Origin of the sequence: Pseudomonas sp. FSL R10-0056, assembly GCF_009600105.1 — a bacterium.
In the GTDB taxonomy this organism is placed as follows: Bacteria; Pseudomonadota; Gammaproteobacteria; order Pseudomonadales; family Pseudomonadaceae; genus Aquipseudomonas; species Aquipseudomonas bubulae.
Genome location: NZ_WIWL01000019.1, coordinates 1 through 6,798, shown reverse-complemented (window position 1 = coordinate 6,798; position 6,798 = coordinate 1). Strand labels below are relative to the sequence as shown.

The 6,798-nt window shown below is 60.1% G+C and carries 8 protein-coding genes; 3 read left to right on the top strand and 5 right to left on the bottom strand.

Translation table 11 applies throughout. The annotated features are described in order from the left end of the window. Both GHO42_RS01245 and GHO42_RS01240 read right to left on the bottom strand, forming a co-directional pair. On the bottom strand, positions 1-177 hold a 177-nt coding region (locus GHO42_RS01245; protein WP_153384082.1), incomplete at its 3' end, for an SDR family NAD(P)-dependent oxidoreductase. Between the two features lie 15 nt (positions 178-192). Next, a complete protein-coding gene (locus GHO42_RS01240; protein ID WP_095021150.1) occupies positions 193-1,851 on the bottom strand; it encodes an AMP-binding protein in 1,659 nt (552 codons plus the stop codon). A gap of 207 nt (positions 1,852-2,058) precedes the next feature. On the opposite strand from GHO42_RS01240, the gene GHO42_RS01235 reads away from it, so the two are divergent. The 3 genes from GHO42_RS01235 to GHO42_RS01225 all read left to right on the top strand — a co-directional run bounded on the left by GHO42_RS01235 (position 2,059) and on the right by GHO42_RS01225 (position 3,300). Further along, entirely contained in the window at positions 2,059-2,412 is a 354-nt protein-coding gene (locus tag GHO42_RS01235) for a VOC family protein (protein WP_198417380.1), read from the top strand. Positions 2,413-2,677: 265 nt separating this feature from the next. Then, positions 2,678-3,001 (top strand): type II toxin-antitoxin system RelE/ParE family toxin, encoded by a 324-nt coding sequence (locus GHO42_RS01230; protein WP_095023299.1) that lies wholly within the window; start codon positions 2,678-2,680, stop codon positions 2,999-3,001. After that, a complete protein-coding gene (locus tag GHO42_RS01225; RefSeq protein WP_095000014.1) occupies positions 2,998-3,300 on the top strand; it encodes an addiction module antidote protein in 303 nt (100 codons plus the stop codon). The genes GHO42_RS01230 and GHO42_RS01225 overlap by 4 nt, the downstream gene beginning before the upstream one ends. A 60-nt stretch (positions 3,301-3,360) precedes the next feature. On the opposite strand, the gene GHO42_RS01220 is transcribed toward GHO42_RS01225, so the two are convergent. From GHO42_RS01220 to GHO42_RS01210, 3 genes are all read right to left on the bottom strand, one after another. Further along, the gene (locus tag GHO42_RS01220) at positions 3,361-4,743 is read right to left on the bottom strand and encodes a DUF1329 domain-containing protein (protein WP_232527576.1); all 1,383 of its coding nucleotides are present in this window, start codon (positions 4,741-4,743) and stop codon (positions 3,361-3,363) included. 88 nt (positions 4,744-4,831) lie between these two features. After that, a complete protein-coding gene (locus tag GHO42_RS01215; RefSeq protein WP_153326655.1) occupies positions 4,832-6,520 on the bottom strand; it encodes a class I adenylate-forming enzyme family protein in 1,689 nt (562 codons plus the stop codon). Between the two features lie 37 nt (positions 6,521-6,557). Continuing rightward, on the bottom strand, positions 6,558-6,798 hold a 241-nt coding region (locus GHO42_RS01210; protein ID WP_256671097.1), incomplete at its 5' end, for an acyl-CoA dehydrogenase family protein.

Sequence of the window (6,798 nt, the reverse complement as noted above, 5' to 3'; positions counted from 1 at the left end):
GTCCGCCACAGCGCTGCGCGCCTGCTCGCCCAACGCCAGGGCCTGGGCGGCCACTGCTTCGGCGTTCAGGTCCACCAGCATCACTTTGGCACCTGCCTTGACCAGCATGTGCGCCGTGGCGGCACCCAGCCCCGATGCACCACCGGTGACGATAAAAACCTTGTTTTCGATTTGCATGATGATTCCTGAAAGTTAGACGCTGGCGCTTGCGGCCAGCTCAGCCTTGGCGATTTCCTGATTGCGCAAAATAAAGCGCTGCAACTTGCCGCTGGGTGTCTTCGGCAATTCGCTGACAAATTCGATTTCACGGGGGTAAGCGTGGGCAGCCAGCCGTTGACGCACGTGCAGGCGCAGGGTTTCAGCCAGTTGTGCATCCCCCAGATACTGAGGGTTCAACACCACAAAGGCTTTGACCAGCTCGGTGCGTTCACGGTCCGGCTTGCCCACCACGGCGGCCTCTACCACCGCCGGGTGTTCGATCAGGGCGCTTTCCACATCAAAAGGCCCGACGCGGTAACCGGACGTGGTAATCACGTCGTCGCTGCGCCCGACAAAACTGATGCTGCCGTCCGGGTTCAGCTCCACGGTATCGCCACTCAGGTAATAGTTGCCGACAAAAGCCTTGGTCTTGAAGCCTTCGTAGCCACCAAACCAGCACATCGGCGACTGGCTGCGATCAACCGCCAGAATCCCCGGCTGGCCAACGGGCAGCTCCTGATGATTGTCATCGAGCACCACGATGCGGTGGCCCGGCGAGGCAAAACCGGCGGCGCCCATATGCACCGGATGATCGAGCCCGTGATGGTTGCACAGCACCATGCCGACTTCGGTCTGGCCATAGTGGTCGTGGATGGTGACGTTGAGTTCATCGGCAAACCAGCGGATGACTTCGGGGTTGAGCGGCTCCCCGGCACTGCTGACCACGCGCAACTGGCCCTTGATCTTGCTGGCGAAGGCGTCACCGGCCGCAATCAACAGGCGATAGGCGGTGGGCGAACCGGTCAGGTTGGTAATACCGTATTTCCTGATGACCCGGCAGGTACTTTCGACCGTGAACGGGCCGTCGTACAGGGTGATCGGGTGGCCCATCGACAGTGGCCCGGTGATGCCGAAATAAATGCCATAGGCCCAGCCCGGATCTGCCAGGTTCCAAAACGAATCCTCGGGGCGCAGCCCCACTGCATCACGGGTGTAGCTCTGGAATGCAACGATGGCCTTGAGCGGTACCAGCAGCGGCTTGGCTGGCCCGGTAGTGCCTGAGGTAAACATCAGCAGGAACGGATCTTCGCCGCTCAGCATCACCGGCTCACAGGTAGCCGGGTAGTTGTCCAGCTCTGCCCAGAAACTGAAGTCGCCACGTACCAGGCCCTGCCCCTTGGCTCCCGCCACCGTGACAATGGCCGGACAGTCATTGACCTCGTCCAACTTGACGCGGTTGACCGCATCGGTGACCACCAGCACGGCCCCCGAGCTGTTAAGCCGGTGTTCAATGGCCTTTGGCCCGAATGCAGTGAACAGGGGCTGGTAGATGGCACCAATGCGCCAGGCGGCGAATGCGACGATCAATAACTCGACATTGCGTGGCAGCAAACCTGCCACCTTGTCGCCCTGCTTGACGCCCTGGGCGAGGAGAAAATTGGCAAAGCGCGCGGCCTGCTCCTGCAACTGAGTGAAGGTATAAGTCGCGCTGCTGGCATCGCGCCCCTCCCAGAACAACGCAATGCGGCCCGGCAAGGCATGACGGTCGCAGCACTCGACACAGGCATTGATCGCTGCCAGATGGCCATCCAGCGCACCGGCTACCGTGCGTTGGTAGTCAAAATCAGTCATCGAACTCAGATAGTCGCGCATCAGCAGAATCCCTCGGTCTTTATTTTTAGGATGGGAACCGTGAAAAATCCTGCTGATAATCGCCCTGCGAAGGCTCTGCAACAATGGTCAAAACACTCAAGCTGGGTGACTGCTTTGGCCAATGGCTACGACCTTCATGTGCTCATGAGAACCGCATGGCATTCAGCCAGTCACTTATCTATATTTGAGCCTCATAAGGAGATGCCCGTGACCACTGACAACCGCCACAATAGAATCGACAACATCGAATTCAACGTCCATGACATCGCGCGCAGCAAAGTCTTTTATGGCGCCGTGTTCGGCTGGACCTTCACCGACTTTGGCCCCACCTACAGCGAATTCAGCGATGGGCGCCTGAGCGGCGGCTTCACCACTGGCGAACCTGTACGCCCCGGTGGCCCGCTGATCATTCTGTACGCCGACGACCTGGCCCAGGCTCAGCAAGCCATCAGCGCTGCCGGAGGTCTCATCAGCCGACCTGAATTCAAGTTTCCCGGCGGCAGCCGCTTCCACTTCACCGACCTGGATGGCTACGAATTGGCCGTGTGGTCGCAGGCATAATTAATCACTCCCCTTCGACACAACCCTCCCCCTCCCCCGGCAATGACGTGTTGCATTACCGGGGTCTGCCGCTGCGCCGCAAATGCGCCTATGTAATAAAACCTGCACAACCTTGCGATCCATCCTAATTGCCCTCGCTACACCGCAGCCCTAGCTTTGCCACGGCCACCTTCAATCACATTGAATGTGGGTCTGCACTGACGAACAGCCGTGCTTGGCGGTTAAAAATAATTGACCAAAGGGTAGCTTCAAAGCTACATTTCAAATGCTAGAGATAAGACACTACCTCAGCGAAACAGGTAACGACCCTTACCAGCAGTGGCTGGACCACTTAAAGGATCGCACGGCCAAGGCACGCATCACCGTGCGGGTCAACCGGCTTTCAGCGGGCGCTTTTGGTGATTGCAAAGCCCTGTGCCAGGGCGTATGGGAATTGCGTATAGATCACGGACCAGGCTATCGGCTGTATTACGCTCGGGACGGCAAAAAACTGGTGTTGCTGCTGCTGGGTGGCGACAAGCGCCAGCAACAGGCCGATATCGAAAAAGCCGTGCGCTGCTGGAACGAGTATCAGAAGAGGAAGCCATGAACAAAACCAAGAATCACGACGAATCCGTTATCGAGATGATCCGCCAGGATCCCGAATTTGCCATTGAATACCTGCGTATCGCCATTGATGAGCTCGATGAAGAAGGTGGCCAGGCCAGCTTTCTGACCGCGTTGCGCCATGTTGTCGAAGCACGGGGCGGCATGGCACAAATAGCCGAAAAGGCCGGGCTTTCCCGCGAAAGCCTGTACCGCGCCCTTTCGCCCAAGGGCAACCCGACACTGCGCACCATGCGTCAGGTCGTCCATGCCACCGGAATGACGTTTGCCTCACTGACCTGAGCCCATGAAAAAGCCCCGCAGGCGTTACACCGACGGGGCTTTTACCTGCAACCCTGCGGTTTACCTCCCCATCGCCCGCGCCGCATCAGCGGTGTACTGGTCAGGGGTGAACTTGCCTTCGTTGAGGATCGGGCCTTTCTTGGCTTCGTTGGTCATGCCGTAGCCGGTGTACTGCCCCGAGTTCAAGTCCATGAAGAACTGTGAACCGGCCTGCCAGCCACTCATGTCCGGGTGGTAGTAGTAGTTGATCATGGCGTGTTTCCACAACTGGCCACGCGCGTCGTAGTTGTCCGCCAGCACCGAGTTCCAGGTGTCCTCGTCGAGGAACAGTACACGCTTGCCGTATACGTGGCGGTAGCCTTCCTTGAGGTCGGCTTCAACCACCCACACCCGGCGCAGCTCATAACGCATCAAGTCCGGATTGGGGTGATTGGGCGTCAGCATGTCAGCGTATTTCACCGTACCTGCGTTGGGCTTGTAGGCGTTGGCCGGAATGTAGATTTCGCGCTTGCCCAGCAGCTTCCAGTTGTAGCGCTCCGGCGAGCCGTTATACAAACGGTCTTCGTCCACGGTCATGGTGCCATTGGTACCGATCATCGGCTGGTCGTAGCCGTAGCCCGGCAACAGTCGCACACGACGGGTCGAAGGGCTGTAGCTCCAGGCCTGGCGCGGGTCGGTGGCGAAGTTGTAGGGTTCGTGGGAGATGCTCAGCGTGCCGTTGTCACGGGTCGGCTTGAGGGTCATGTTGTTGCTCATGGCCTGGAGCTTGTTTTCAGTCCTGGGTTCTACCGTAGGCGAGTTGGCCATGGCCAGGTTGCGGGCATAGGCACGGCCCCAGCCAATGCTGCCGTTGGGCAGCACGGAGGCCAGGTCACTGGTTTTTTCTTCGGTCCAGGCACGGGCCGGCAGCTGGTGGTTCCACAGCGCTTCCATGCCGTTTTTAGGAATCGGGAACGGCACTTGTCCCAGCCCTTCAAAGCCCATGCCATCATTGACCAGCTTGGCGTTCAAGGCGTTGTTCATGACCCGCTGGCACACGTAATCCGGGTAGCGGTAGTCACGGTGACCGGTGTAGATGTTCATCTTGTAGGTGGTCGGATAACGCTTGAGCAGCGCCTTCTGGCCTTCGGTCAGTTTGTCTTCGTACTGGGCCATGTTCTGCGCGGTAATCACCAGAATCGGCTTCTCCGCAGCGTAGGGGTCAACCGGCTGGTCGCCGGAAAACTTCACATGGTTCCAACCCGGCACTTCGCCCAGGTACTTGCCGGTATACGCAGGGATGGTGCCCGCGGCGTTACCCGCCTGCTCTGCCCCTACACAGGTCAGCTCCTTGCCCAGTTTGGCCGCTTCTGCGGGCGATACCTGAGCAGATGCCGTGCCGATGGCGACCACGTTGACGGCCATGGCGGCTGCGAGCATTACGCCTGTTCTTGTTATTTTCATGTATTGCCTCCTACGCGAATAAGGCTTGCTGGGGGTGTGCATCCATTCTTCGCCAATCAGCGGCGAGCACATCGTCCACAGAGACTACTCAGGCCGTTACCAGCAGTTCCTTGAGCACACTTTTTAGCGTCTTGCCCGAGGCATTGCGGGCAAAGGGTGTGTGCTGCACATGGATCTGCGCCGGCACCTTGTAGCTGGCCAGGCGCTGGGCGATAAAACTGCGCACGGCTTCGCTGCCTGGGGTTGCATCCGGCTCGCCCCGCACCACCAGAAACACCACTTCACCCAGCACATCATCAGGTACGGCAAATGCTGCCGCTTCAATCACCCCGGGCATTTCACAGGCACAGGACTCAACTTCGGCAGCAGCTATTTTCTCGCCGCCGCGATTGATCAGATCCTTGGCGCGATCCGTGATGTAGAGGAAGCCTTCGTCATCCAGCAAGCCGATATCGCCGGTGTCGAGCCAGCCATCGCACAGGGTCCGCGCACTGGCTTCGGGCAGGTTCCAGTATTCGCTCATCAGGGTTGGCGAGCGCATCCAGATCAGCCCGCTGACCCCGGCCGGCACGGGGCGATCCGGGCTGTCACCGATACGCACATCGACAATCGGCAAGGGCCACCCGGCCGATGCCGGTTTGTAGACGAACTGGTCGCCACCATGGGCCGCACAGATGCCATTACTTTCGGTCAGGCCATAGCCGCTGCCACCGATTGCTTCGGGCTTGCGCCGGGTCAGGTTGTCCAGCAGGCTGCTGGAGGGTGCCGCACCGCCCAGGCCCAGCCCGAACAGGCTCGCAGTGTCGGGGCTGCCAAAACGTGGCGAAGCCAGCAGTTGCTGCATCATCACCGGCGCACCGTTGAACTGGGTGCATTGTTCGTCACGTATCAGGTCGAGGGCTTTTTCCACGTCCCACTTGTACATCAGCAGCAAGCGCCGCCCACTGCGCAAGGCCAGCAGAAACTGGGCATGCAGGCCACTGACATGGAACAGCGGCACCGCCATCAGGGTGGCGGGAGCATAGCCGCTATTGATTACCAGACTGATGCGTTCCGGCGAACTGACCGCACAGAATGCCCCCTGGAACTCCAGGGCGACCAGCGCCTGGCAGACTGCGCCATGGGTCGACAACACGCCCTTGGCCAGGCTGGTGGTGCCCGAGGTGTAGAGGATCATCGCCGGATCACTGGCACTGACCGACTGTACCGGCACGCTCAGCGCCGGGGCTGCCAGCAGGTCCTCCAGCCGATGGCAATGCTCCTCCAGCGGCACGCCTGCGCGCAGCCCCGCCACCACGGTTGCCAGCCCCTGCTGGCGCAGGTCATTGGCGAGCAACTGCAAGCGTGGCTCGTCGCACAGCAACAGGGATGCGCCGCTGTCCTGCAGACCGTGGAACAGTTCGTCACGCAGCCCCCAGCTGTTGAGCGGTACACACACCGCACCGCAACGCTGGATGGCGGCAAACGCCACCAGCCAGGCGGGCTGATTGCGCATGGCAATGGCCACGCGATCACCCTTGCGCAAGCCAAAGGTCTCGACCAGTTGCCCCGCCAGGCGATCCACCTGATCGAAAAACTGGCTGAATGTCAGGCGCTGCTGCTCCCACACCAGAAATTCACGGTCACCGTGGATGCGCCCGCTATCAATCGCGGCCCAGACGCTGGCGGCGGTATGACGAAAAAATTTCGGCCCGCCATCGGCGGGTGTCTGTACTTCAAAAGGCGAGCCGGCACCAATCAGTTGCTGCCAGGCGCTCTGCCATTGTTCAAGTTTCATCTTGTTATTCTCCTGACTCGAACTGCCCGCTACAGGCTCAAGCGTACGCCAGCTCCAGGGCTCCATAGCGCTCGCAGTGATAATCGGCATCGCCAAGGGTTGCCTGGGCCACCCGGATACGCTTGAGAAACAGGCCCACATCCAGCTCGTCGGTGACACCGATGCCGCCGTGCATCTGCACCGCCTCGTTGGCCACCTTGATCGCCGTCTGCCCGGCCTTCCACTTGGCCAGGCTGGCCAGGCGCTGACGCTCGGCCTCGCTCAGGCTGCTGTCGTCC

Coding starts and splice junctions, on each gene's coding strand:
- GHO42_RS01240 (WP_095021150.1), bottom strand. CDS start 1,851: ATGCGCGACTATCTGAGTTCGATGACTGATTTTGACTACCAACGCACG.
- GHO42_RS01230 (WP_095023299.1), top strand. CDS start 2,678: ATGCTAGAGATAAGACACTACCTCAGCGAAACAGGTAACGACCCTTAC.
- GHO42_RS01225 (WP_095000014.1), top strand. CDS start 2,998: ATGAACAAAACCAAGAATCACGACGAATCCGTTATCGAGATGATCCGC.
- GHO42_RS01220 (WP_232527576.1), bottom strand. CDS start 4,743: ATGAAAATAACAAGAACAGGCGTAATGCTCGCAGCCGCCATGGCCGTC.
- GHO42_RS01215 (WP_153326655.1), bottom strand. CDS start 6,520: ATGAAACTTGAACAATGGCAGAGCGCCTGGCAGCAACTGATTGGTGCC.